This window comes from Streptomyces sp. NBC_01450, assembly GCF_036227505.1.
Taxonomy (GTDB): domain Bacteria; phylum Actinomycetota; class Actinomycetes; order Streptomycetales; family Streptomycetaceae; genus Streptomyces.
This window is the reverse complement of sequence record NZ_CP109481.1, coordinates 306,753-330,688: the sequence shown is the minus strand read 5'-3', so window position 1 is coordinate 330,688 and position 23,936 is coordinate 306,753. Positions and strand designations below refer to the sequence as shown.

The following is a 23,936-nucleotide window of genomic DNA, read 5'->3' as shown; positions in this document are numbered from 1 at the left end:
ACACCGGGTCAGGATTCAGCCGCCGCCGACACTTCGCCACACGGATCTGGATCCCCGGTCACAAACCCGTAGGCTTCCGACGCCACATAGTCCAGCAACTCCCACCCAGGCCAGTCCTCGCCCCAGTCCCTCCAGCTCCTCCCGGTCAACGCCAGCACCTCAGACGCATCAGCCAGAGCGTCCGGGTCAAGCACCGCTCGCCCGAAGATCTCGCCTCCGAGCCCGACCATCCAGAGGCCGAAGTAGTCGAAATCGTCGTCCGAGCACCGGCCGCCGAAGATCCGCTCAGCTGCAGCAACCAAGTCCCAGTGGAATGTCTGACGGGTTACCTGGTCGAGGCACAGCTGGAACTCGACGATCTCCACCTGCGACCTTCGCGACAGTTCATTCCGCAACCAGGCAAGTCGCGCATCCCTGCCCTCCGACTGGCGTCGGCAGGTCTCCATCAGTTCCCAGAAGGATTCAACGTTCACGCGGCACACACTGCCAGGTGCCACTGACAAGCACCGAGATCACTTCCGCGAAGGCCAGGTCGTTTGAGAATGCCGCCAACACCGGGCCGCCGACTACTTGGCAGCTCCGCAGGTCAGCGCCGCATCACCTGCCATCCGGTCTGCGACAGGACAGCCGACTCCATGGTGGTGGGTCGGCGTCCGCCGCAGTAGGCCACCACTGCCGTCGCCGTGGAGTTCAGGAAGATCGTGAACCAGGATGACCTGTCCACCGCGTCGATGGATCCGGTACGAAGCGGCTCTTCCCCGGCTCGCCGAAGGATGTCGACACTGTCGGCCAGGCCATCGATCGTGTGGCCACGCTTCAAGGAGTGGTGCATTCGACCCCGGAACACGCCCGCGTGCCGGTTGGCCGGGACCAGGCCGTCCCAGACGACGAAGTCAGCCCCAGCGATCAAGGCGTTACGCGCAGGCCCGCATGCCGGAGTCTGTTCGTGGAGCATGGCGATGAGGTCGTCGCGAGTCACACTGTGCCCCGGTGACAGGAAGACCAGTGATCGGCTACGTGTGACAACTCCAGCGCCTCTCTGGTGACAGTCAGGCTGCTTCGACCTGGTTTCTGTGCAGCCTATGCGGTGCCGTCGGTGACAATTACCGAGCCTCGGCACACGTATTCGGCGGGCCGTCGCACAGCGCTCTGACGGCGGTCCGCTCCTTACTCCGCACCCGAATGCGAGGCCCTGATGAGCAGCCCCTGGCCGCCCCGGCGCACTGTCCGCCATCCCGTTCCCCGCGCGGCCGCGCCCCGCGAGCCGGTCGACCACGCGCGCATCGGCCGGCGGGTCGTGCGCCGCCGGGCGAAGGGCATGGACACCGCCGCCGTCGTGGCGGCCCTCGAGGACGCCCGCTTCGACTCCCGCCACGAGCACCTCGCCGACGACACCCGCGGCCGGGCGGAGCTCGCGGAGTGGGAGCGCATCGCCCAGCTGCTCGCCGACGCGGCCCCGGGCACGGCCTACGACCCGGACACCGTCGACGTCGTCCAGGAGGCGCTCGCCGCCGAAGCCGCGGCCCGCTGCCGCCCGGGAACCCGGCCTGCGCGAAGCCGCCCGGATCGCGGCCCACGCCGATGAGCTCCAGGCCGGCAACAGACCCTTCCCTGATCAGGGGGTCAGTCCTCCGCGATGACCTCGTCCGCCTGCATACCCTTCTGGCCCTGCACCGCGATGAAGGTCACCTTCTGGCCTTCCTTGAGACTCTTGAAACCGTTCCCCTGGATCGACCTGAAGTGCACGAAGAGGTCCGGACCGCTCTCGGGGGTGATGAAGCCGAACCCCTTCTCTTCGTTGAACCACTTCACGGTGCCGGACTGCCGCTGCGCCATATCCACTCCCTCGAATCACGTGCTCGGGCTGGACGTGCAAAACGCCCAACGAGCTGATCATTCCCGATGACGGGGACGATCCCGGGAATCCCCGACCTTGTCTGACAAAGTGATCGGAGCCAGGCGATCAAACTCACCTGACAAACGGTCAAGATCTCCTGTCAGAGGTCAGCCGCCGCGATCACCGAAAGTGACCGTCACGCTGTCACGCTCCGGGGTGTCACGCTCCCTCGATCGGGTGTCACGCCGTACTGTCACGCTGCCCGCCCGGCCCGAAAAAACGGGCCAGAGGGCCGATTCCAGGGCCCGAGCCGATCAGCGTGACACGGGTTCGGGCCAGGCTACGGTCCGCGTTCGTCCGTGTCCGGTGGTGACCTGTGTCAGTGGGTGTTGATCGATTGCCAGCGAAGGCCGATCGATTGACTTCTGTGCCATTTAGGGATGACTGTCTGCGGGGTTTGTGACAGTGGAGGATGACCGCAGACGGCGACGATTACTCTGCTCGACGGGTCTGTAGTGTGCTGCAATGACAAGAAGCGAGCGGCTCGCGGAGCAGTTGGATTGGTACTGGCGCAAGAACCTGCGGCCACGGCTGGACGGTCTTACTGACGAGGAGTACTTCTGGGAGCCGGTGCGCGGCTGCTGGAGCATCCGCCCACGTGGCACGTCGGCCGCACCGATGTTGGAAGGCTCGGGGGAATGGACGATGGACTCCGCGTCCCCAGCCCCGGTGCCGGCACCGGTGACCACGATTGCCTGGCGGCTGGCGCACATCATCGTCTCGTGCCTGGGCTATCGGGTCGGATGGTACTTCGGAGGCCAGGACGTCGACTCCCAGACATTCGCCTACGCGGGGACCGCTGACGAGGCGCTAAAGCAGCTCGATGAGATGTATGGGAGATGGAACGCGGGGGTCCGCGAGTTCTCGGACGCTGACCTGGACAATCCGCCCACGGTGGGTCCCGAGCGGTTTCCCATGGAGAACAGGGTCCTGCACGTCAACAGGGAGCTGATCCATCACGGCGCCGAGATCTCCCTGCTGCGCGACCTCTACCGCCGGCAGGACGGAGCCGGACCGCACCGAATATGACTTTCGGTAACCGGCGATCGAGCTTCGGAAACTTACGTGGAGTCCGTGACGCTCCATGGCTGCTGCCGCCGATAGGCCTCACGATCTTTAACCGCCGTTCTGCCTTCCCTACGTTCTCCTTCGGGACAGGACAGCGTCATCTTCCGTCGCCGATATGCCTTCTGGCGACAGCGCTGAGAGCATGTCCGGCGCTGTGACCTACGACTCCCTTCTGGCATAGGGCCTGAACATACTGGGTAGCCCGGTGATTCAAGGGATTCGTTGCGGGTCGGGGCGAGGGCGTCAGCCCTCGCCCCGACCGATTTGGGTGGAGCCGCAGGTCCCGGCAACGGGACGGGGCTTGGGGTTGTCGCCGCACGTTGCTCTCCGGATGACCGGTAGGCCCGCTGACGGCATCGGGCTGAACACGTGCGCCGTCGTGACTGTTGTCGGCGTGCAAGTGAACGTGCACCACCACGTACGGATGAGAATGCACCGTTGTTGATGCGTGGAGGGGGCTGAGGCCGGGAGTCTTCTGTCGTCTGTTTGGGGTCGGTGGAGGGCGGCTGGCAGTGGTGTTGGACCCGCATCGGTGGTTGGAGCTGAGGCGGTTTCGCGGTCTGTACGAGTCGGGTGCGATGAGCCTGCGGGAGATCGCGAGGGAGACCGGGCTGAACCGTCGCACGGTCGCCAAGTACCTGTCGGGTGAGGTTCCGGTGGCGCCGCCGAAGAGGGCTGTGAACGGTCAGCCGCGCCAGCGGGTGGTGGACGAGGTTGCGCCGCTGATCGATGCGATGCTGCGGGCGGAGATCCTGCTCAAGGGGGCGGTGATCCACGAGCGTCTGGTGGCAGAGTACGGATTCACCGGCAACTACCAGCGTGTGAAGATGTATTTGCAGGAGGCAAGGCTGCGGATCGCGGAGGAACTGGGCATCAGCCCGGGTGAGCTGGCCGGACTTCACCGCCGGTTCGAGGTGGTGCCCGGAGCTCAGGCCCAAGTCGACTGGGGAGACGAGGGCAAGATCCTCGCCCACGTCGGGATCGCGAAGGTCTACTCGTTCCACATGACGCTGTCGTACTCGCGGGATCCGTTCTGCTGCTTCACCACCAGCCAGGACCTGGCCTCGTTCTTCGACTGCCATCGTCAGGCGTTTGCCCACTTCGGCGGTGTCCCGATGTCGATCGTCTACGACCGGACCAAGACTGTGGTCCGTCGGCATGTCGCCCCTGGTGAGGCCGTTCCTCTGCATCCGGAGGCGGTCGCGTTCGCTGGGCACTACGACTTCGATCCCGACGTCCTGGCCGCATACAGGCCCACTGGAAAGGGCCGGGTCGAGCGCCAGGTCCTGATCGTCCGCGACCACGTCCTGGCTGGACGCGCCTTCTCCTCCATCGAGGAACTGAACGCCGCCTTCACTGCCTGGGTCCCGCTGCGGCGGGCCAAGGTCCATGGCACTCACGGCGAGGTCATCGGTCTGCGGGCGGTCCGCGACCACATGGCTCTCCGTCCCCTGCCGGCCACCCCATACGTGGTCACCCAGCGGCACCTTCGCTATGTCGGCAAGGACTGCCTCGTCGCTTTCGAAGCGAACCTCTACTCGGTGCCGGCTCTACGGATCCGCCCGCGGCAGCTTGTCGAGATCAGAGCCACGAAGTCCCAAGTCACCCTGCATGCCACCACACCCGATCGCCAGGGAGAGACCCTGCTGGCCACCCACCCGCGGGCAGTTGGCCGAGGCGCCCGGGTCGTGGACGAGCGGCACTGGGACGGTCTGCCCACCGGAGCCAGCCGCCGGGTCACAGCGGGCGGAGACCTGCCCGCACCCCGCCGGCAGGACGGCGGAGCGGAGGCGGGATCGCTGTTGGCTTTGCTGAACCGGGCCGCGGCCACCCAGGTCGAGGTTGGCCGACGGCCGTTGTCGGTCTATGACGAGCTGACCGGCACCCGCCCCTTCACCACCCACCCGAGCACGAAGGAATCGTCTTGAGCGAGCTGGTCTCCACCCGTATCCGCAGCACGGCCGCGAAGCTGGGCCTTCCGCACCTGGCCGAGGCCCTGACCCAGTACGCGCAGCGGGCCGATGAGGCCAAGATGGGCTACCTCGACTTCATCGACCTGGTTCTGTCCGAAGAACTCGCCGTCCGTGACGACCGCCGCTTCCGTCAGGGCCTGCGGCTGTCGAAGCTGCCACACCACAAGACGCTCGATGACTACGATTTCTCGTTCCAGTCCGAGCTCGACCCCCGCAAGGTCAAGGACCTTGCCACCCTCTCGTTCGTCGAGGCCAAGGCCAACGCTGCCCTGCTCGGACCGTCGGGGGTGGGCAAGACGCACATCGTCGTCGCTCTCGCGGTCGCGGCCTGCCGGGCCGGCTATTCGATCTACTTCACCAGCCTTGACGACATGGTCCGCAACCTCACCGCCGCCGAAGCCGCAGGGCGCCTGACCAGTAAGCTCGGCAGCTACCTACGGCCAGCCGTTCTCGTTCTGGACGAGGTCGGCTACCAGCCCCTCGCCCGCGCGGAAGCCAACCTGGTCTTCCAAGTGATCTCAAAGAGATACGAAAAGGGCTCGATCATCCTCACTTCGAACAAGACCTTCAGCGAATGGGGAGAGGTGTTCGGCGATGAGGTCCTCGCCACCGCCATCCTCGACCGCCTCCTCCACCACTGCGGAGTCATCTCCATCAACGGCCCAAGCTACCGACTCAAGAACCGACTCGCCGCCATCGAACGCGATCGCAACGACGCAGCCTGACACCCGGTTGGCGCGAGGCCCCAGCTACCTGGGTGGGCGCCTTCTACGGGCAGTGGTCCAGCGGGCATTGCGAGCCGCCGACGTGCCTCTGAGAGCCGCGAACTCGTTCGGCCCCCGCACGAGTCGGCATGCGCCGGTGTCCTGGTCCACGAGGATGGGCCAGTTTCCGCCCACTCGGATCGGACGCCCATCTTTGCCCTTCGCGGTGGGGTGCCAGGTGAAGCCGAACATGCCCGTGACGGCCGGGGTCGCCCACAGGCCCAGTTCAAAGGCCCATTCATCCCACTGCTCGGTCAAGCCACGACCGAACTCCTCTGCGAGCCGCCTCGCCTCGCTCTCCTCCAACAGGACCCCCTCCTACGGCGTCTGAATTCACAGGCAGACCATACGAGAGAGGGCTCGAACGTGGTGCACGTATCTCTGTACTTGCTGGAGCAGCCAGAGGAGTACGCCGACAGCGTTCGAGCTGCTGGATCGCCCGCGACAGAGGCGGCTGCGCGATCCCGAGCCGCTGCGCGGCGCGCCCGAAGTGCAGCTCTTCAGCGACAGCGACGAAATATCGCAGTTCCCGGCTCTCCATCCGGCCACGCTACCCCGGATCAATACCCGGACAGTATCGCCGCCCACCCGATCGGTCTTGGACCCCAGCCGGAGTCCGAGAGCAGCATGGTCCTCATGAGTGAACGAACGATTGCGCTGGTCACCGGCGCGAACAAGGGAATCGGCCACGAGATCGCCGCGGGCCTGGGCGCCCTCGGCTGGAGCGTCGGCGTCGGCGCCCGCGACGATCAGCGCCGTAAGGCCACGGTGGAAAGACTGCGCGCGGCCGGCGTCGACGCGTTCGGCGTACCACTGGACGTGACCGACGACGCGAGCGCGACCGCCGCCGCACGGCTGATCGAGGAACAGGCCGGGCGCCTCGACGTGCTCGTCAACAACGCCGGCATCGCCGGCGGCATGCCGCAGGAGCCCACCCGGGTCGATCCCGCCACCATCCGGACGGTCGTGGAGACCAACGTGATCGGCGTCATCCGCGTCACCAACGCGATGATGCCGTTGCTGCGCCGCTCCGCCTCACCACGGATCGTGAACATGTCCAGCAGTGTCGGCTCCCTCACCCGGCAGTCAGGAACCGCTGCTGAGCAGACGACGGGTCCGATCGCCGTGGCGTACGCGTCGTCGAAGACGTTCCTGAACGCCGTCACCCTCCAGTACGCCCGGGAGCTGAGCGGCACGAACATCCTGATCAACGCCGGCTGCCCCGGCTACGTCGCGACCGACCTCAACGGTTTCCGCGGCGTGCGCGCCCCCGAACAGGGCGCGGCGATCGCCATCAAACTCGCGACCCTGCCAGACGACGGCCCGACCGGCAAGTTCTTCGAAGACGCCGGCGTAGTGCCCTGGTGATGTGCACGGTGGTCATCACCCGCGGGGTGAGGCGGCTTCGCCCGCGCGTCTCGAACAGGTTCATCGGCTGCGGCGGCTGACGCTCCGCTGCCCGGGGCAACGCTCCGCACCGCTACTGGTTCCAACATGAATGGCAATTCACCGCAGGTCGTAAGCAACGTGACCATCTGGTTCCAACAAGCGTGACCTGCGGGGTCCGAAGCGCAAGGTCACCACACCCCCATGGTTCCAACTACCGCGTCCCGTCACAATCGCCTTGGCCAGGTGCTCGGCGTGGTCTTCGAGCAGCGGCTTGATGGTGCCGTAGTAGGGCTGGTGGTCAGCTTTGCGGAGCCAGTGGAACACGTTGTGTCGCTCCCGGGTCCAGACGGCGCGTAGTTCGGGGTCGGGAGCGATGTGCGGCGGGCAGGGCGCGAAGTCGGGCTCGCCTTCGGTGACGCGGGTCCAGATGTAGGCGCTGACGGCCAGGCGTCTGCGGTCGTCGCTGATGGGCGTTCGATGGCTGGTGAGGTCCGGGAGCTGGGTGAGCATGTGCTGCCAGCTCTAGATGATCAATTCCAAGGGGTCAGTGATCGCACGAGGTGAGCGAGCGGAGGGTGGCTTGTCCGGTGCGGTCGTTATGCCAGATCACGGTGGTCAGCGCGAGGATGCGCTGCATGACGCGGGCGATGACGCCGCGGGGTGTGCGCCCTCGGTGCTGTTCAAGGTCGAGTTGTCCTTTGAAGGTCTCGTTGATCGACTCGATGACTTGTCGCAACGGCTTGAACAGGGATCCGCCGGGCCGTTGCCGTTCGCCCTTGCGGGTCGGCCGTAGCAACTGGATGCCCTGCTGGGTAAGTTCGTGTTCGAAGTCGCGGCCGAAGTAGTTCTTGTCGCCGATCAGTGTCTGGCCGGGGCGGGCGGCGACCAAGTGCGGTTCGGCGGCAAGCAGGTCCAGCAGGGTCTCGCGTTCGTCGGCCTTGGCCCCGGTCAGAGCGAAGACGACGGGCAGACCCTGGAGAGTGCATATCAGGTGCAGGCGCAGGCCCCAGAAGAAGCGGCTGTGGCTGGCGCAGTAGCCGTACTGGGCCCATCCGGCCAGGTCGGAGCGTTTCACGGTCTCCCGTGAGCGTCCGCATTCCACGGGCGTGGAGTCCACGATCCACACGCTGTCGCTCCACACCGAGGTGCTGGTGGCCAGGATCCGGTTGACCCGGCGCAGCAGCTCGGCGGCTTTGCGTAGCCGCTTGTTGTAGCCAGGTTGCTGCGGCAGGTACGGGAAGAGGTGCCGCAGGTGGGCCCGGGCATGCCGCAGCCACCTGGCCTCGGATGTGAAACCGAGCAGGGCCTGCATCATCGCGAGGGTGACCAGCTCGGCGTCCGTGATCTGCGGCGCGATCCCCACAGCCGGCCGCCACGGCGCCAAGTCCGGCCGCTCCTTCAGCAGATCGTCGGTCGTCGCATAGAGTGCTGTCGCGAGGGTGTCCAGGTTGTTCGTCACACAACGATCTTGGACGTCCTCGTTCTCGTTTCCACCGACACCCCTTGAAATTGATCATCCAGTGGCGAGGAAGTCTGTGAACGACAGCGAGAGGGCGCCGTACAGCGCCGGAGCCTGGGCCGTTGGTTGGGTCACCTTCCTGGGATCCGGCTATGCGGCCTCCGTGCTGCTGAGCAACGCCTGGCATGACTGCGACATCGGTATCAACGCCTCAGCCAATCTCGGGGACCTCGTCATGGCATCGACCTCTATGGCCATGGCTTCCACGTTGCTGTGGGGGCTCATGCGCAAGGTCACCGGCCGTCGACAGTTGCTGCTTCCCCTACTCATGACCGTTGCCGCAGCCGCCGCCCTACTGTGGCCCCTAATGGCGATCTGGCACGCGCCTGACGGTTATCCGGTCAGCTTCTGTGCGCCCGACAACGTGCCACCGTGGTGGCCGGATTGGCTTCCAGTGTGAGGCAGGAGGCACTTTTCCTGGCCCGCCGCGGCGTCTGCGTCGGCGATGGTGCACAACGACCGCACCGGACAAGCCAACCTCTGCTTGCTCACGCCATACGATCACTGACCCCTTGGAATTGATCATCTAGGGTTCCAGGGGCCAGGTTGCCAGGGCTTCGCGTCGGTGTTGGTAGTCGATGGCGGGGCCTGCGAGGAGTTCGGCGGTGATGGCGTCGAGGGCTTGTTCGAAGTCGCGGGCGGAGCCGCCCTGCTGATCGCATTGCTCACCAGTCACGGCCAACGGCTCTTCTATATCCCTGGCCGCACCGTTCACCACGCCTCCCACAGCTACTGAGGGGACGGCAAGACCGACGCCAAGGACGCCTACGTCATCGCCGACCAGGCCCGGATGCGCCGGGACCTGCAGCCTCTGCAGGACTGGGATGAGATCGCGGTGGACCTTGAAGATCCTCACCGCTCGCCGCTACGACCTGCAGCCGACCGCACGCGGGCCATCAACCGAATGCGGGCCCAGCTGCTGGAGTACTTCCCCGCTCTGGAGCGGGCGTTCGACTACGCCGCGGCCGCAGCTGTGGTCCAAACCCTGGCCAAGGCCGTACTGGCACTGGACGAGGAGATCTCCAGCATCGACCTGAAGATCGCTGCCCGCTTCCGTGAGCATCGCGACGCGGAAGTAATCGTCAGCATGCCCGGGATGGGCCCGTTGCTGGGGGCGGAGTTCATCGCCTGCACCGGAGGGGACATGGACGCCTTCGGGAGTGCGGGGCGCCTCGCCGGAGTCGCTGGTCTCACCCCGGTCCCACGGGACTCAGGCCGCGTCAGTGGCAACATGCGCGACCACACCGCTACCACCGTCGGCTCCTACGCGTCTTCTACCTCTCCGCACAGATCGCCGCCCGGTTGGCTTCGTTCGCGTTCAGCAGCAGCGTTTGTTCACTGGTTGCGGCGGCATCTGGTGATCGACAAGTTCCTGGATGTTCACGAGAAATAGCGTCAGGGCCTGGGGACGGCCTGGCCGACAAGGTCAGGGGCTCTGTCGTGCAGTGTCAGCCTGGCGCGCAGAGCACTTAGTGGCTGTTGTCGTTCCGATCTTGAGAGGTGGCCGTCGAACGGGAGTCTCGATCGGGTGACCGCGGCTGGTCACGGGCATAAAGGCAGGGCCTCTTGGTAGCTCGGGGTTGCGAAGCCAACCGAGATCCAGGAGACCCTGTTGCCGCAGTTGTACGCGCTCGCGCCGGTGGAGTTCAACTCGGCTGCACCGACGTGTGATTGTGTCGCTCACCGGTTCGGAAACGCGGCCGATCACCCGGAACGTGTTCGGTGGTTTCCGTCGGACATGACGGACGCGGAGTGGGCCGTGGTCCGGCCGCTGCTGCCGGTGCCGGGCTGGCTGCGGGGCCGGGGAGGGCAGCCGGAGGCGTACTGCCACCGGGCGATACTCGATGCGATTCGCCACCTCGTCGACAATGGCATCAAGTGGCGCGCGATGCCTGCCGACTTCCCGCCGTGGGACCGGGTCTACGCGTTCTTCCGCCGCTGGCGCGACCACGGTCTGGTCAGGGAGTTCCACGACCGGCTGCGCGCCAGGGTCCGCGAGGGGCTGGGCCGCGACGCGGAGCCGAGTGCGGGTGTGATCGACTCACAGTCGGTCAAGGCGGACGCCGTCGTCGGTGCGGACAGCCGTGGCTTCGACGGCGGCAAGCTGGTCAACGGGCGCAAGCGGCACGTCGTGGTCGACACGCTCGGACTGCTGCTGGGGGTGATGGTCACCGCCGCGGACACCGGCGACCGCGCCGCCGCGCAGGTCCTGCTTGGGCGTCTTCGGACGACGTGGTGGGCCTGCTCGCTGGTGGTGGCGTCGGAAGTGCTGTCAGAGTGGGACGTGTAGGCGACTGGTCCTTTGCCATTGAGTACGGTGACGCTGTTGGCCCCACCAGCACCGGCTTGGGCGCTGTCTCAGCCATGGGGGTGGAGGCGGTCAACTTCTCCCTGAGTCCGTGGCACCCGCCATCGATGTTCGCCTACTACCACGATGGCGACTGCATCTGCTCGTTCGGTATCGGGGAAGAAGCCCGCCGGTGGGGTAAGAGTCCCGACCTGCTGGTCCCAGCTCTTACCGAGATGGGAGTTCTGCCGGCACAGCTGGATTTGCGCGGGGCTGACGCCGAACGTGTCCGTAGGCTGAGCGTCCTGGTGATCGAGGAACACTTCCGATTGCAGCTGCCACGGGCGGACGTGCTGGACGGGGAACTCCCCATGTTCATCGTGCGCGAGGCATGATCGCGAGAGTCATATCATCTCCGGAGCCACAACTGGATCGCAGCAACGGTGGCGGTGCCGTGAAAGACGTACGCCCTCTTGTCATAACGGGTGGCCACGGCCCGAAAGTTCTTGATCCTGTTGACGGTGCGCTCGACCTCGTTCCTGCGGACGTATCGGGCCCGGTCGAAGACCGCAGGTCTGCCGCCCTTGCTTCCGCGGTTCCGACGGTGGGACCGCTGGTCGCGGCGCTCGGGAATGGTGTGCTTGATGTGCCGACGCCGCAGATAGCGGCGGTTGCGGCGAGAGCTATACGCTTTGTCACCGCTCAGATGGTCTGGTCTGGTTCGCGGGCGCCCGCCTGAGGGGCGGGGAACTCGAACCCGGTCCAGGACCGGGATCATCTGTGGGGCGTCACCCCACTGACCGGGCGTCACGAGAAGAGCCAGAGGCCGCAGCCCGCCTTCACCAGCCAGGTGGATCTTCGTGCTCAATCCTCCGCGGGAGCGGCCGAGAGCCTCATCGGATTGGTGCTGGGCAGGGCGACTGCGCTTGCCGGGTATCAGTGGTGCCAGCTTGGGAGCCCCGGCAGCATGCTGGTGAACGCGGCACACGGTGGAGTCCACACTCACCATGGACCAGTCGACCCGGCCTTCCGCATCGGCTTGGGCTTGGACTGCCTGGAGAACCCTCTCCCATGTGCCGTCCGCCGACCATCTGCGATGCCTATCATGGACCGTCTTCCACTTCCCGAACCGCGTGGGCAGATCCCGCCATGGAATGCCAGTCCGCTGACGGAACAGGATCCCGTTGATCACCCTGCGATGGCTCTGCCAACGCCCACCGCGCCCGACGTTCTTCGGTAAGTGCGGCTCCAGCCGAGCCCATTCCTCGTCTGATAGGTCGCCTCTCCCCACGCCGACCGAAACGATCAGGATGTCAAGACAGTCACGCGACCCATCGGACAGGCCCTAGGACGACGTTCCGCCGGGATGCCGCAGCCCGGAGTGAGCGCCAGCACGACGCCCGGCCCAAACAAGTCCGTCGTCCAGGACGGAGTTCCCCGCTGCACGATGAAGTGCTGCCTGAACTCCTGATCAAGAGGATTCTGGCGCAGCTGCTCGGCCGCCGGTCAGCTCGCCATACTGGCCGGCTCCTGCTCGCGATGGTGCTTGAGCGCGTCACGGGCGGCCTGTACGTCGCCGGGAGCAAACGTCATCCAGTACTGGTGGCACACGAGAAGCTCAGCGAGTTCGAGTTCCCTCGCTCGCAGCCGGTCAATCTCCTCGGCGTCCTCCGGGTCCCAGCCAGGCGAGGCGGGACGGGACGCCGGCCGCCACGCGTTCTCGTGTGTCTCCCACGCGTCCATCGGTTCCACCGACCACGGCACCTTTTCGAAAAGAGCCCGGAGGTCGGGAGGAATAGTCAAGACCTGTGGATCAAGTCAGTCGCTGTGGTGTCCCTGACGTAGTCGGCGACTGGCGTCAGCGCGCACGCGTCGGGTTCTTCCGGCCTCGGCGAGCAGGGTGAGGGCGGCGGGTGAGGGCAGGGTCTCGACGGCCTTCCGCTGGAACCAGTCGGATCCGGTGGTGACTTCCTCCGAGCTCCATGGCTCGCCCACGGTGATTGACCGCAGCAGGGTCCATTCGCGCAGTCGGCGGGCGAGGAACTCGCGCTCCGTGGTGATCTCGGCCATCGCGCGGGCCCAGGCGGTGAACCCCTCGTCGGTCAGCAGCTGCGCCGCATGATGGTCGAGGTGGCGGACGATGGCCGACTGCGCCATCGTCGTGTCCGAGTCGCGCAGGATTCTGGTCACCAGATCGGCTTCGTCTTCGTCACGGACGACGGCCAGCTCGTGCAGGTAGCGGGCGAATCGCCGGTGCTCGTCCTCGGCGGACCGGTCATCGGCGCGGTGGGGACCATTCATGCGGCGGCCTCCTCGGGGCGCTCGACCAGGTGGCCGCGTTCAAAACGGGCCCCGGCCCGCACCAGCGCCACGAGATGGGGTGCGTTGACCGTGCGCCAGCGGGCCTGAGCGGATTCGATCAGCTTGAAGACCATGGCGAGGGCGGCTCCCCGGCTGCCGGCGCCCTTGGTGACCTTCGTCCGCAACCGGACCGTGGCGAAGGTCGACTCGATCGGATTTGTGGTGCGCAGATGGACCCAGTGCTCGGCGGGGAAGTCGAAGAACGCCAGCAGCTCGTCCTCGTCGTCCGTGATCCGCTTGACGACCTTGGGGTATTTCGCCTGGTAGGCCCGCTCGAAGGCGCGGACGGCCCTGGCCGCGTGCTCCTTGTCCTCAGCGTTGTAGATCTCCTGGATCGCGCGCTTGGCCGCGGGCTGGGCCGACTTCGGCAGCGCGTCCAAAACGTTGGCCGTTTTATGAACCCAGCACCTTTGATGGCGGGTGTCGGGGAACACCTCGTTCAGCGCGTTCCAGAAGCCGAGTGCGCCGTCTCCGACGGCCAGGACCGGGGCCCGCATGCCTCGGCGGGCGCAGTCCCGCAGCAGCCCGGCCCAGGCCTCGGACGACTCGCGGTATCCGTCGGTCATCGCGATCAGCTCCTTCGTGCCGTCGGCCCGCACGCCCATCAGCACCAGGACCGCGGCCTTCGCCTCCTCCAGGCGGATGCGCAGGTGGACGCCGTCGGCCCAGACGTACACATAGTCGGTGGAAGACAGGTCACGGTCCATGAACGCCCTGTGGTCGGCCTGCCATTGGACGTTCAGCCGCGTCACGGTGGCGGGCGAGAGGCCGGCCGAGGAGCCGAGGAACTGCTCGAGTGCGGGTACGAAGTCGCCGGAGGACAGGCCGTGCAGGTAGAGCAGCGGCAGCACCTCGCTGATCTTCGGGGACTTCCGTGCCCAGGGCGGCAGGATCGCCGAGGAGAACCGCTTACGCTCGCCCGAGGCCTCGTCAATGCGCTTGTCGTTCACGCGCGGGGCCTTGACCTCGACGACTCCGGCGGAGGTGGTGACCTTCCGCGGCTGGTGATGGCCGTTGCGCACGACCAGGCGGTGACCCCTCTCGTCCCGCTCACCGGCCAACTCGGCTATGTAAGCATTGACTTCCGCCTCCAGGGCGGCAGCCAACATCCGCCTCGCGCCCTCGCGGACGATCTCGTCGATCAGGGAGCCGTTTGGCGTGGAACCGTCAGCATTGACTACCGTGAGCACGGGCGTGCCTTCCCGACCGGCGCTGCGAACGCCGGCCTACTCGGTGACCTTCAATCGATCACTCGGGAAGGTACGCCCCTCGCGTGCCACCCGAGCCCCGATCCACAGGTCTTGAGCATTGCTCGGAGGTCGGCGCGGACCTGATCAAGCTCGTTCTGGGCGTCGATCAGCATCGGGGGAAATTCGTACGTTGCCACGCCCATATGGTACGTCTGTTCGAACCGGACCCCGGCCTGCCCAGGGCGGATTGCGGCACCTCCTGCGCCGTCATGTTGTCCCCGCGTCGGCCGGCGGATCGACTGCGGATGTGTCTGTGAGCGGTTGCGCGGGCGTGCCGGTGTGGGTCTGGCTGAAGTAGGCGAGGACATCGGCGGCCTGTGCTTCCCGGAGGGCTCGCCGTTCGTGGGGCCCTCTCCGGAGCTTGTTCCACGCGTCGACAAGCTGTGTCGCATGGCCGATCCCGAAGATGATGACGACGACGGCACAGCTGCCCCACCAGGGCGCGTCGGCCACTGCCCCGAGCAGACCGCCCGTGATGACACTGGTGACTGCGGAAGCGTTCATGCCACGCTCCTGGCGGTGCAACGGCTGCAGAGCCGGCCTGCGCCGCCTTCGCGGGACACGGGGAGTGGACGCGAGAACACGTCAGGGCTCCTCGGATACGGAGGAAGACGATGGCGGACACCTGCCTGGTGCCGTCCGCGGGGGAGCGCGCCGCGCGGTCGGCCATACGGCTCTCTGTGGTGAGAGCGTCCCTGATGAGCTGAAAGCCCCGCCCGAGGGTGACGTGCTGCCAGCGTACTGAGCATCTTGCACACCGTTCCCCCCGCCGCTTGGCATGAGCGTCCCCGGACACCCCGATCGACGACCGGCAGCGGGCCGGTGCCGGAGAGCGCAATGCCGAGACCCCCTCGTGCGGGCCGCACATTCAGAACGTAAGCACCGGTCCCCGGTGAGGCGGCACCCTGCAGGAGACGGCAGAGCTGTTGAGGGGCGTAGCCCTGGGCGGGTGTGATCACGGGAGGACTCCGGAGGGGATCGGCTGCGCGGACGGACGCGCAGAGGGAACAGGGGGCGGGCTGCGGCTGGCAGGCCGAGAGCACAATGGGGCAGGCGACGGTTAGCCGTGCAACTGCGGGACCGGGAGGACACTGTCACTGACTGGTCCTTCGTTCGAGGGTGCTGACCTGCGACTTCTCCGCAGATCGGATCTTGGACTGCACTTGGGGTGCTGCTAGCGAGTCGATTGCCCAAGCGGGCTGCGCCGCGGCCGCCTTGTGAAGGGACGCCCGATACCTCATCGGCGAGCTACTCACGCAACCGCCGGAGTCAGCCTCAGGACTGCCTTGCAACGCCGAGGTGCACGGCCCGACACGGGCCGCCGAACGGCGCTGGGGTCGGCGCCACCGGTGGCACAGTGGTTCCATGTGCGGCCGTTACGTCTCCACCCGCAGTCCCGAGGATCTGGTCCAGCTCTTCCAGGTCACCGACTGGCGTGCCGAGGAGGTGCTGGCGCCGAACTGGAACGTCGCCCCGACCAACAACGTGTGGGCCGTCCTCGAGCGCATGCCGCGCGACCGGACCGATGCCACCGCGGTGGAGCGGGAGTTGCGGCCGCTGCGCTGGGGCCTGGTGCCGTCCTGGGCGAAGGACATGAAAATCGGCGCACGGATGATCAACGCGCGCGTGGAGACCGTGCACGAGAAACCCGCCTACCGCCGCGCATTCGCCAAACACCGCTGCCTGCTGCCGGCCGACGGCTTCTACGAATGGGAACAGGCCAAGGACCCCGACACGGGCAAGGCCCGCAAGCAGCCGTACTTCATCCATCCCGAGGACCAGCAAGTGATGGCGCTCGCCGGCCTGTATGAGTACTGGCGCAACCCGGAGGTCAAGCAGGACGGCGACCCCGCCGCCTGGCTGACAACCTGCACCATCATCACCACCGAAGCCACCGACACGGCCGGCCGCGTTCACCCCCGCATGCCGCTCGCCCTCACACCGGACCACTACGACTCCTGGCTTGACCCCCACCACCAGGACCCGGACGAATTGCGCGCGCTGCTCACCCAGCCCGCCGCCGGCCATCTGGATGCCCGGCCGGTCTCCACGGCCGTCAACAACGTCCGCAACAACGGCCCGCAGCTCCTGGACGCGATCACCCGATAGCTGCTGACGCTCGGCGGCCGAAGGCGCTGCATGGGATGTAGCGGCTTCCGTAGTTGGCGAGGGCGACGCGAAGGCCGTGGCCGTATGGTCGGCCTCGCCATAGCTGGCAGGCCAGCTGCACGCCCAGCGACCGCAGCACATAGACGCGCCCGCCCGCTGTCAGAGGCGCCCCCTACGGTCGGAGCATGACTTCCTTACCAACCCCGCCCACGAGCGACCGCTGGCTGCTCCAGATCACGATCCAAGCAGCGCGCGCCGACGACACCCGCTGGCGTGAGCAGTTGGCCGCGCTGCGCTCTGTATCGTCGTACGACCCGGACACCCAGACCTGGAGCACCTTCATCGGTGCCCTCAATCTGACGGCCGTCCGTACACTGCAGGCGCTCTTCGATGCGGCCCGATCGTTTGGGGCCGACATCCAGCTGGAGGCCGCTCCCGTCCCGGCATCCTGGCAGGGACGAGCGAGAGTGAGGTGGCCGCCCTCTTCACGTCGCAGGCCGACAAGGGCCGGCCACTCGGCCAACTTCCCGCGGACTGACCAGCGCGCGTAGGGCCTCACGCTTTCACTGCCGTACTGGGTACGCCGACCCGAGCAGCGAGCGGATGTATTTCCCTCAACCGATCTCGTCGACGTGGGCAAGGGTCTGCTGGCGGCCGCCGGACAGGCCGACGCTCACCGCGTGTCCCTTGTCAAATGGTCTGGTCCGAAGCCGTGCTCGTGACCTGCGGCGACCAGATCAGCTGAGACAAGCAGCGGCTCGGAATCTCAACTGATCCGGTCCGGTGTGTGCGGGTGCTGCACGTCGTCTCAGCCGATCTGGTCTGCTGGTGCCGGGGTGCCTGGAGACCAGTGGATGGGCTTGGATGAACGCTGTGGGTCGCTGGAGCAATCTCCCGTCTTCCTACACTGAGAGACGTGCGTCGCCTGTTGGCGGCCTCAGGGGTGTTCGCAGTCGGCGGGCCCGTGCTCAGCCCCTCGACTGGGTGACCTTCGGGGCGTCAGCAGTGGGCAAAGGCTGCGGACATGGCCTTTGGCAGGACGGGGGCGGGGCCTGGGAGTGTGGGAGAGGGCGGGTAGACGGTCCTGCCCTCCTTGATGGTCTCCACGACGGTGATGTCCTTGATCTTCCGTTCGGGGATCGTGAGCGGATTGTGGCTGAGGATCACGAAGTCGGCGAGCTTGCCGACCTCAATGCTGCCCTTGGTGTCCTCTTCGAAGTACTGGCGGGCGGCGTTGATGGTGATGGACTTCACCGCGTCCAGGGCCGACACACACTGGTCCGGGCCCAGGACGCTTCCTGAGCGGGTGATGCGGGTGACCTGGCTGGACAGGATGGCGATCGAGTTGGGCAGGGCGACGGGGGCGTCGTGGTGCGAGGTGTAGGCCATGCCGCGGTCCACCGCCCACCGGGCCGGTGAGATGTCGACCGCACGTTCGGGACCGAGCACGGTCTTGCGGTACCAGTCGCCCCAGTAGTAGGTGTGCATGGAGAAGAACGACGGGATGATCCCGAGTTCCCGAAACGCCTCGACCTGGTCCTCGCGGGCGGTCTGGCAGTGGATCGCCGTCGTACGCCGGTCCTGTCCGGCTTCTTTGGTGGCCGTGCGCACGCACTGGATGAGCTGGTCGATGGCGGCGTCGCCGTTCACATGCGCGATGACCTGCCAGTTGTTGGCGAAACCTGCCCGGACCTGGGCCAGGACGTCCTTGTCCGGCAGGGTCGCGTAGCCGCGGTAGTTCTCGTTCTGGCCGTCGGGAGGGGTGAGGTAGGGCTCGGTGAGCCAAGCGGTGCGCCCCTGGGGCGAGCCGTCCAGGAGCAGCTTCACTCCGGCCGTGCGCAGGCCCTTGGTGTACTCCCGGCTCGCCTGGACCGTGTCAGGGGACTTCATGGCCTGGTCGGCCTTGACGTAGACGACCACGTCGGTAGGCAGGCCATCGGGGTGGGCGTCCGCGACCTGCCGCAGGAGGCCCAGGACCTCCAGGCTCGCTCCCCCCTCCTGCACGGTCGTGAAGCCGAATCTCGCCGCCGCCCGGAGGCCCATGGCCAGGAACTGCCCGCTGTCGATGGGGTCCATCCCGGCGACGGCCAGGTCGGCGGCGGGGTTGAACGCGGTCTCTTCCAGCACCCCGTTCGGCTCTCCGTACACGGGCTCGGATTCGGTCACGCGCTCCAGCTTCCGCCTGATCACCCCGCCCTTCGGGTCCGGTGTCGTGGCGGTGTACTTGAGCCGTTCGAGCCCCAGGCTGTTGACCGCTCCCAGATGGAAGGACTGGTGGATCGCCAGAACGGGCTTCTCGGTGGAGACCACGTCCAGGTCGTGGCGGGTGGGGTGCTTGCCCTCAGTGAGCATGGAGTCGTCGTAACCGAAACCGATGATCCAGTCCGAGCGTTTCCCCACCTCGCTTTCGGCGAACGCGCGCAGCTTGTCCTGGAGGGATGCGATGCCGGTGACGTCGCCGTCGGGAGCGGCCAGGAGATTGGCGATGGTGGCCTGCAGGCCGGTGCCGGTGATGTGGCCGTGCGCATCGATGAAACCCGGCAGCAGAGCCTGGTCCGGCAGCAAGTCGTGCAACCGCGTGTCCGGCCCCTGCCACTTGGCCCGCGCCTGGGACAGGTTGCCGACGAAGACGATCCGACCGTCCTTGACCGCCACCGCCTCGGGCGCTGCCGACTTCGCGTCGGCGACCGTCACGATGGAACCGCCGGAGAAGATGATGTCAGCATCTCCAGACCGCGTTCCCGGCGAGATTTCCTGGGACATCACACACCACCTGTCTCCTGTGAGCGATCAACCTTCGCCACGAAGAGTAGTCACTTGCATGCAAAATATGATTGATCGACGCCGGTCAGCAGCAGAAAGCCGCACGCCGCGACCAGATCGTCGGAAACTGACACCAACGGCAGTATCGATCGGCGTTCGCCACCGGGCGTACTACTCGGGGTGGCCCCAGGCGCAGGGGGCATACAACCGTGACGAATAATGCGCGGGTGACGACGAGTTCAGTGCCGTATGCGGATGTTCCCGCTCGCCCCTGGGTGTCCGCCGATGCCAGGCGGTGGGCGGACGTCCGGGTGCCCGCGTGGGCGCGGCCGGTGGGGCCGGCTGTGGTGCTGCTGGTGGCGGTGGTCATGGCGGCGGTGATGTTCTCGCCCGACTTGATGTGCACGGTGGCAGCGCCCTGTGGGGCGGACTGGCTCGATGCGGCCGGATCGATGCTCTTCCTGCCGCACTTGGTGTGGTTGTTTGTGCTACCGGAACTCGCGCTCGTGTCCGCTCCGTTGCTGCTGATCTGGATGAGCAATCCCGATATTTGGCTGGGTGGGCCGGCTGAGAAGATCGCGGACGCCGTCGTTGTGGCGGGGCTGTGCTGGGGCTGGGCGGCCGTCGTGGCGCGGCTGCGTGCGCGCGGCCGCCAACGCTCGCTCGTGCTCGACGCGGCCGGCGGCATCACGGTGCCTGCCCCGGCGACGGACGACGTCCGCCCTTGGCGCCGGGGCCTGGTCCGCGGCATTGCGGGGGCGATCCTGTGCGCGGTGGCCGGTGCCCTGATTACGACCGTCGTCGTGGACGACCGAGCAGACGACCGCCTGGCTCGTACGGCCACGTCGGAGAACGCCCGAGTCGTGGCCTACAACACTGACGACTACACCGTCACCGTCCGCCTCTCAGACAACACACGACACAGGTTCGACGCGCAGGGCAGCTATCGGGTCGGCAGTAGCGTGCCGGTGCTGATGCACCGCGATTGGATGCGGCTCGCCACTGAGCCCTACGGCGACCGCACCGGCCGCCAGGCGCTGGCACTCGTCCTCGCCGGGCTCGGTGTCACCGTGCTCGGCTCGGGCCTGCTCTCCCGCCGCCGGGCGGTGGCGCTGCACCGCGCCCCGGTCCCGGTACTGCGCGTCCTGACCCGTCACGATCAGGGGCGTACGGAGATATTCGCCGCCGACGACACCGCCACCCTGCGTCCGGTGCTGAGCTACGAGCCCCACACCGGTACCCGCACGGCACTGCGCCAAGCCCTGCTCTACGGTGCACCTCACGAGGGAGGTGAGTTGATTCTGGCGAGCGCAACGGAGTCGGGGCAGTGGCTCGTCGAAGGGACCGCGTCCTCGATACGGCACGGTTCTCCCGACGGCATGGGCAAGCCCGAGGTATACCGTCCCGGCACAGCACGCACAGCACGCACAGCACGCACAGCACGCACAGCACGCACAGCACGCACAGCACGCACAGCACGCACAGCACGCACGGCCGCACACCGCCGGGCCGCTGAGGCCCACGTCCAAAACGCCCTCGCCGCGATGACCCCTGCTACCGGACCGGTCCGGTGGCAGGCAGGTCCGGTGGCGCGCTCCGTCGGAGCGGCGTTGATCGTCGTGACCATCATGCTGCTGGGGACGCTCTTCACGGGTTCCCCTACGTGGTGGCAGCTGCCCTTCTGGTCGGTAGGTGGTTTGTACTGGGTGAGCGTCTGCCTCCGGATGATGATCTGGCGGATCACCGCCGACTCCAATGGACTGCACGTTCGCGGCCTGTGGCGTACTGCCCACCTCCCGTGGGCGGATGTCATCGGCGCTGTCTACACCCCCGAAGGTGAGCTGATCGTCCGTTGCCGCACCAATGTTGACGACGCCCCCGTCGGCAGTGTCGGCTTCCCGCCGCTGGAGCGACGGCTGCGCCGCCCAGGCCGTGCTGAGCGTGCCGCCGCCGAGATCACCGCGATGGTCCGCGAGCCGGGCCTGCGGCCGAAAAACGACGCCGGATGCACATGAGCGACCCCCGCTCCGACACCGTCACGCTCAGCGGTCCGTCATATCGGCCGCTCGGGGGCTGACGCCAAGCAACTGAAGCTCGCGTGGCCTTGCGGTGGCTGCCGTACTTCGCTGCTGTAGTGCAGCGGCTCCGGAGAGCATGATCAGGTCGAGATTGGCTGTACCTGTGACCTACGGCGAAGCAAGGTGAGGAGCGTGAGGTGCGCCGTCTCACACGACCCTCACGCGCAGCCGTGAACGAGGCCAACGGTGCACTGGCGATGAACAGGCGTCGGTCCGATGCGGGGACGCTTGGCATCCCGTATGTACGTTCGATCCTGCGGTGTTGTGGCCTCCTTCGGGGGCGTAGCTTCAGGGCGCACCGTCAGGGCGTCCGCAGGCGCTCAATGAGTGCGGCGGACGCTGACGCGGTATGCCACGACAAGCTGGAGGCCGCGCGCGTCTGTCAGTCGAGGATGCGGAGCTGGGCGTCGGGTGTGCAGTGGGTGCAGGCGCGCACGCCCGAGGTGAGGAGCCGGCGTGCTTCGTCGCGCGGGATGGGGCGTCGTCGTTTGCCCGCGGCGTAGCAGCCGCCCATGTGCACTTCGATGGGCGGGCGTCCGTTGCCGATGCCGAGTTCGACGATCCAGTCCGGCTCCTGTGGCCGGTTCTTCCGGCCCTGTTCCTGTTCGGCTTCCTGCTTCTGGAGGGCGGCGATTTTGGTGTCGATGCGCTGCAGCCACATGGCGTGCCACACCCGCAGGGTGAGCAGTCGTGCCAGGTCAGGCGGCAGGTCGTCGAACATGTTTCCGATTCTAGATCTGAGAGTGTCCGGGCCCGCCCTCTCGCGTGTTCGAATTCTAGTTCGATAATGTGGGGTGGAGGAGGTGGGTGCTGTGGAGGCAGGGACGGAGGCACGGCGGGTGGCGAGTGTGATGCATGTGCGCTGCCCGGACCGTCTGCCGGGGGACGTCTACCGGCAGGTGCTCGAGCAGCTGGCGGAGCTTTCCCCGGTCGTTCAGGCGCTGCCCCCGTCGGCGGCTCTGGTGGAGTTGAAGGGCGCGCTGCGCTATCACGGCGTGGATGGGCGGCGGCTGGGGGAGGTGCTGCGGGTGCGGACCATTTCCCGGCTGGGTGTCGACGTGCGGGTCGGGATCGGCCCGTCCATCACGGTCGCGGCCACCGCCTCCGGCCAGATCGCCGAGCCGGGCGGCGTCCTCGCCGTCGACCCCGGCCAGGTGGCCGACTGGCTCGGACCGCTGCCCGTCGAAGCCCTCCACGGCATCGGCCCCCGCCACGCCCAGGTCCTGCGTGACTACGGCGTGCACTGCGTCGGCCTGCTCGCCGCGATCCCGCCCGACACCGTGCAGCGCCTCCTGGGCGGCCGGGCCGGACGCCAGGTGGCCGACCGGGCCCGCGGCATCGACCCCCGCCCCGTCACCCCGCGCGCCCTGCCCGCCTCCGCGAGCGTGAGCCGCACCTTCCCCCGGCACACCCTGGACGGCGCCGCCGTCCGCGCGGCCCTGCTCGACCTGGTCGTCACCCTCGCCCTCCAGCTCCGTGGCCGGGGCCAGGCGGCCCGCGGCCTGACCCTGATCCTGCGTTTCGCCGGAGGCACCACATGGGAGAAGACCCGCCGGCTCCCGGAGGCCTCCGCCCACGACGACGACCTGCGCACGCTGACCTACCGGCTGATCGACGCGGCAGGACTCCAGCGAGGCCGCCTCACCGGAATCACGCTGAAGGGCGAGGACCTGATCGCCGCCGACCAGGTTGCCGAACAGATCAGCTTCGACCGGGCCCGCGAGGCCCGGCTCGTCGCCGAAGAGGCCAGCGACCGCATCCGCGCCAAGTTCGGGCCCGGCGCGATCCGCCCCGCCACCACACTCCTGCGCGTCTCCTGACCCGACCGAACCCGCCGCGGAGGCGAAACCCGTGCTGCTCCAACCACCAGGACTTCCTGGCCTGTTGCCCCACACCCTGCCGCACTGGCCGTACGCCACCGCGGTGGACCAGGCGCTGGTCGGCCGTGGTGTCCCGCCGGGCATCGTCCGGGTCGACCTGGGCGCCCGCCCGGACGAGCGGATGCGCATCCGGCTGAGATGGGATGTGAGCCGCGGATGTAGTCAGGCGTGACGGCCGGGTTTACCTGACCGGGCCTTCATCTTCTCCTGGCTGTGTGTCAGGCATGTCCAGGATGGCCTCTCGGGTGTATTGAGGGCTCTTTGGGGGTGGGGCCACGCTAGGGGCCATGAGTTCGGTGAGGAGCCTGCTCGGGTCATCCGTGGATAGCGCCAGGCCCAGGGTCTGCACGATGCGCAGAGCGCAGTCCCGGATGGACTGAGCGTCCTTCTCGGGCGCCGCCGTGCTCCTAATCTCGTCACACACTCGGCTGAACTGTTCAGCGCTGATCGTTGGCCGGCTTATCGGTTGCGCCATGGTGCGCTCCTCCTGGAAGAGCGGGCGGTTCCACCCGCTCTTCCAGAAAGCGCTGAGCACACTTCAACGGCAACTGGAGAGAGCCGGCGCGCAGGCGCTTGACCAGAGCCGCTCAGACTTCGT

Annotated in this window: 25 protein-coding genes and 2 pseudogenes; 13 read left to right on the top strand and 14 right to left on the bottom strand. The window is 67.2% G+C overall.

The window, feature by feature from the left end; genetic code table 11:
* Nucleotides 1-8: 8 nt before the first annotated feature.
* Nucleotides 9-446: a DUF4240 domain-containing protein gene (locus tag OG568_RS49760; protein ID WP_329538236.1), complete on the bottom strand. Its 438-nt coding sequence runs from the start codon at nucleotides 444-446 to the stop codon at nucleotides 9-11.
* A gap of 140 nt (nucleotides 447-586) precedes the next feature.
* Nucleotides 587-910 (bottom strand): hypothetical protein, encoded by a 324-nt coding sequence (locus OG568_RS49755; RefSeq protein ID WP_329536746.1) that lies wholly within the window; start codon nucleotides 908-910, stop codon nucleotides 587-589.
* A 285-nt stretch (nucleotides 911-1,195) separates the two neighbouring features.
* Between OG568_RS49755 and OG568_RS49750 the strand changes: the two genes are divergently transcribed.
* Nucleotides 1,196-1,585: a hypothetical protein gene (locus OG568_RS49750; protein WP_329536745.1), complete on the top strand. Its 390-nt coding sequence runs from the start codon at nucleotides 1,196-1,198 to the stop codon at nucleotides 1,583-1,585.
* A gap of 38 nt (nucleotides 1,586-1,623) precedes the next feature.
* On the opposite strand, the gene OG568_RS49745 is transcribed toward OG568_RS49750, so the two are convergent.
* Nucleotides 1,624-1,836 (bottom strand): cold-shock protein, encoded by a 213-nt coding sequence (locus tag OG568_RS49745; protein WP_329536744.1) that lies wholly within the window; start codon nucleotides 1,834-1,836, stop codon nucleotides 1,624-1,626.
* Between the two features lie 526 nt (nucleotides 1,837-2,362).
* On the opposite strand from OG568_RS49745, the gene OG568_RS49740 reads away from it, so the two are divergent.
* The 3 genes from OG568_RS49740 (at nucleotide 2,363) to istB (ending at nucleotide 5,663) form a co-directional block, all read left to right on the top strand.
* Nucleotides 2,363-2,926, top strand: a complete 564-nt coding sequence (locus OG568_RS49740) for a DinB family protein (protein WP_329536743.1) — start codon at nucleotides 2,363-2,365, stop codon at nucleotides 2,924-2,926.
* A 551-nt stretch (nucleotides 2,927-3,477) separates the two neighbouring features.
* Nucleotides 3,478-4,893, top strand: a complete 1,416-nt coding sequence (gene istA, locus OG568_RS49735) for an IS21 family transposase (RefSeq protein WP_329536742.1) — start codon at nucleotides 3,478-3,480, stop codon at nucleotides 4,891-4,893.
* Entirely contained in the window at nucleotides 4,890-5,663 is a 774-nt protein-coding gene (gene istB, locus OG568_RS49730; RefSeq protein ID WP_329536741.1) for an IS21-like element helper ATPase IstB, read from the top strand. The genes istA and istB overlap by 4 nt, the downstream gene beginning before the upstream one ends.
* Before the next feature lie 439 nt (nucleotides 5,664-6,102).
* Here istB and OG568_RS61750 read toward each other — a convergent pair.
* Nucleotides 6,103-6,243 (bottom strand): annotated as a pseudogene (locus tag OG568_RS61750) (LysR family transcriptional regulator); the annotation flags it as partial.
* Nucleotides 6,244-6,338: 95 nt separating this feature from the next.
* Between OG568_RS61750 and OG568_RS49720 the strand changes: the two are divergent.
* Nucleotides 6,339-7,070, top strand: coding sequence for an SDR family NAD(P)-dependent oxidoreductase (locus OG568_RS49720; protein WP_329536739.1), 732 nt, complete (start codon nucleotides 6,339-6,341; stop codon nucleotides 7,068-7,070).
* A gap of 138 nt (nucleotides 7,071-7,208) precedes the next feature.
* On the opposite strand, the gene OG568_RS49715 is transcribed toward OG568_RS49720, so the two are convergent.
* Nucleotides 7,209-7,601: a hypothetical protein gene (locus OG568_RS49715; RefSeq protein ID WP_329536738.1), complete on the bottom strand. Its 393-nt coding sequence runs from the start codon at nucleotides 7,599-7,601 to the stop codon at nucleotides 7,209-7,211.
* 34 nt (nucleotides 7,602-7,635) lie between these two features.
* Nucleotides 7,636-8,550 (bottom strand): IS982 family transposase, encoded by a 915-nt coding sequence (locus OG568_RS49710; RefSeq protein WP_329536737.1) that lies wholly within the window; start codon nucleotides 8,548-8,550, stop codon nucleotides 7,636-7,638.
* A gap of 76 nt (nucleotides 8,551-8,626) precedes the next feature.
* Here OG568_RS49710 and OG568_RS49705 point away from each other — a divergent pair, with 76 nt between their 5' ends.
* Complete coding sequence (locus tag OG568_RS49705) at nucleotides 8,627-9,010, top strand: hypothetical protein (RefSeq protein WP_329536736.1); 384 nt, start codon at nucleotides 8,627-8,629, stop codon at nucleotides 9,008-9,010.
* Between the two features lie 126 nt (nucleotides 9,011-9,136).
* Here OG568_RS49705 and OG568_RS49700 read toward each other — a convergent pair whose 3' ends face one another.
* Nucleotides 9,137-9,286, bottom strand: coding sequence for a hypothetical protein (locus OG568_RS49700; RefSeq protein WP_329538328.1), 150 nt, complete (start codon nucleotides 9,284-9,286; stop codon nucleotides 9,137-9,139).
* Between OG568_RS49700 and OG568_RS49695 the strand changes: the two are divergent.
* The 3 genes and pseudogenes from OG568_RS49695 to OG568_RS49685 all read left to right on the top strand — a co-directional run.
* A pseudogene (locus OG568_RS49695) lies at nucleotides 9,248-9,909 on the top strand (IS110 family transposase); the annotation flags it as partial. The gene OG568_RS49700 and the pseudogene OG568_RS49695 sit on opposite strands and share 39 nt — an antisense overlap.
* Nucleotides 9,910-10,348: 439 nt before the next feature.
* A complete protein-coding gene (locus OG568_RS49690; protein WP_329536735.1) occupies nucleotides 10,349-10,900 on the top strand; it encodes an IS5 family transposase in 552 nt (183 codons plus the stop codon).
* Complete coding sequence (locus tag OG568_RS49685; RefSeq protein WP_329536734.1) at nucleotides 10,888-11,292, top strand: DUF6461 domain-containing protein; 405 nt, start codon at nucleotides 10,888-10,890, stop codon at nucleotides 11,290-11,292. Before OG568_RS49690 ends, OG568_RS49685 begins: the two co-directional genes overlap by 13 nt.
* A 14-nt stretch (nucleotides 11,293-11,306) precedes the next feature.
* On the opposite strand, the gene OG568_RS49680 is transcribed toward OG568_RS49685, so the two are convergent.
* The 5 genes from OG568_RS49680 to OG568_RS49660 all read right to left on the bottom strand — a co-directional run bounded on the left by OG568_RS49680 (nucleotide 11,307) and on the right by OG568_RS49660 (nucleotide 15,012).
* Complete coding sequence (locus OG568_RS49680; protein ID WP_329536733.1) at nucleotides 11,307-12,188, bottom strand: IS5 family transposase; 882 nt, start codon at nucleotides 12,186-12,188, stop codon at nucleotides 11,307-11,309.
* A 215-nt stretch (nucleotides 12,189-12,403) separates the two neighbouring features.
* Nucleotides 12,404-12,649: a hypothetical protein gene (locus OG568_RS49675; protein ID WP_329536732.1), complete on the bottom strand. Its 246-nt coding sequence runs from the start codon at nucleotides 12,647-12,649 to the stop codon at nucleotides 12,404-12,406.
* A 66-nt stretch (nucleotides 12,650-12,715) separates the two neighbouring features.
* Nucleotides 12,716-13,198, bottom strand: coding sequence for a hypothetical protein (locus OG568_RS49670; protein WP_329536731.1), 483 nt, complete (start codon nucleotides 13,196-13,198; stop codon nucleotides 12,716-12,718).
* A complete protein-coding gene (locus OG568_RS49665; protein ID WP_329536730.1) occupies nucleotides 13,195-14,448 on the bottom strand; it encodes an IS256 family transposase in 1,254 nt (417 codons plus the stop codon). The genes OG568_RS49670 and OG568_RS49665 overlap by 4 nt, the downstream gene beginning before the upstream one ends.
* 267 nt (nucleotides 14,449-14,715) lie before the next feature.
* Nucleotides 14,716-15,012: a hypothetical protein gene (locus tag OG568_RS49660; RefSeq protein ID WP_329536729.1), complete on the bottom strand. Its 297-nt coding sequence runs from the start codon at nucleotides 15,010-15,012 to the stop codon at nucleotides 14,716-14,718.
* An 861-nt stretch (nucleotides 15,013-15,873) separates the two neighbouring features.
* Here OG568_RS49660 and OG568_RS49655 point away from each other — a divergent pair.
* Both OG568_RS49655 and OG568_RS49650 read left to right on the top strand, forming a co-directional pair.
* The gene (locus tag OG568_RS49655; RefSeq protein ID WP_329536728.1) at nucleotides 15,874-16,617 is read left to right on the top strand and encodes an SOS response-associated peptidase; all 744 of its coding nucleotides are present in this window, start codon (nucleotides 15,874-15,876) and stop codon (nucleotides 16,615-16,617) included.
* A 185-nt stretch (nucleotides 16,618-16,802) separates the two neighbouring features.
* Nucleotides 16,803-17,168 (top strand): hypothetical protein, encoded by a 366-nt coding sequence (locus OG568_RS49650; protein ID WP_329536727.1) that lies wholly within the window; start codon nucleotides 16,803-16,805, stop codon nucleotides 17,166-17,168.
* 448 nt (nucleotides 17,169-17,616) lie between these two features.
* On the opposite strand, the gene OG568_RS49645 is transcribed toward OG568_RS49650, so the two are convergent.
* A complete protein-coding gene (locus tag OG568_RS49645; RefSeq protein ID WP_329536726.1) occupies nucleotides 17,617-19,380 on the bottom strand; it encodes an amidohydrolase in 1,764 nt (587 codons plus the stop codon).
* A 227-nt stretch (nucleotides 19,381-19,607) separates the two neighbouring features.
* On the opposite strand from OG568_RS49645, the gene OG568_RS49640 reads away from it, so the two are divergent.
* Nucleotides 19,608-21,395, top strand: coding sequence for a hypothetical protein (locus tag OG568_RS49640; RefSeq protein WP_329536725.1), 1,788 nt, complete (start codon nucleotides 19,608-19,610; stop codon nucleotides 21,393-21,395).
* 445 nt (nucleotides 21,396-21,840) lie between these two features.
* Here the strand turns inward: OG568_RS49640 and OG568_RS49635 are convergent, their stop codons facing one another.
* Nucleotides 21,841-22,179 carry a DUF6233 domain-containing protein gene (locus tag OG568_RS49635; RefSeq protein ID WP_266593915.1) on the bottom strand — a complete coding sequence of 113 codons (339 nt, stop codon included), beginning with the start codon at nucleotides 22,177-22,179 and terminating at the stop codon, nucleotides 21,841-21,843.
* A 130-nt stretch (nucleotides 22,180-22,309) separates the two neighbouring features.
* On the opposite strand from OG568_RS49635, the gene OG568_RS49630 reads away from it, so the two are divergent.
* Nucleotides 22,310-23,278 carry a DNA polymerase Y family protein gene (locus OG568_RS49630; RefSeq protein WP_329538235.1) on the top strand — a complete coding sequence of 323 codons (969 nt, stop codon included), beginning with the start codon at nucleotides 22,310-22,312 and terminating at the stop codon, nucleotides 23,276-23,278.
* Nucleotides 23,279-23,936: the final 658 nt, after the last annotated feature.